We start from the raw sequence: 516 nt of genomic DNA, 5'->3' as shown, positions 1-516 counted from the left end.
AAGAAACCGTGCCGGGTGAGGCCGCAACTACGTTGTGGTAAGTCTCAACCGCAGGAGCAGGAGGTGCCACTTCACCATCCGGGCCAGGATCGGGAGTTTCTGGAACCTCCTTGTGCATGATCTGCATGATGCGATCACCCGCGTTCACCTTCGCGCCTTCCTCCACGAACAGCCACACCACGGTGCCCTGCGCCGTTGCCTTCACCGTTTCAGACTTGTTTCGCACAACCGACGCATCCAGCGTGACCTCGTGCGAAATATCGGAGCGCGTCACCTGCGTGGTGGGGAACGTGAAGTCCCCATCTCCCACCAAATCCGGCGCCTTTTGTTGGTTTGGAAAGAACGCGAACTTAACTAGCGCAACGGCAATGACCACCCAGATCAGCATTCGCAGGATCTGCATTATGAAAGTTCTAGTGGGGTGTGCGTTCATTGGGCGCCCTCTTTGGCTTCGCTTTAGTTAGGTATTTATGAGCATATTACTTTGTGGGTGGCCGAAATTTTCAATTCCGCACC

The 516-nt window shown here is 55.0% G+C and carries 1 pseudogene; it reads right to left on the bottom strand.

The window, feature by feature from the left end:
- Positions 1 to 403 (bottom strand): annotated as a pseudogene (locus HMPREF1627_RS01130) (biotin/lipoyl-binding protein); the annotation flags it as partial.
- Positions 404 to 516 lie beyond the last annotated feature (113 nt).

It is taken from the genome of Actinomyces sp. S6-Spd3 (assembly GCF_000758755.1).
Classification (GTDB): domain Bacteria; phylum Actinomycetota; class Actinomycetes; order Actinomycetales; family Actinomycetaceae; genus Pauljensenia.
The sequence above is the reverse complement of the archived record's forward strand: the minus strand, read 5'-3'. Positions and strand labels throughout refer to the sequence as shown.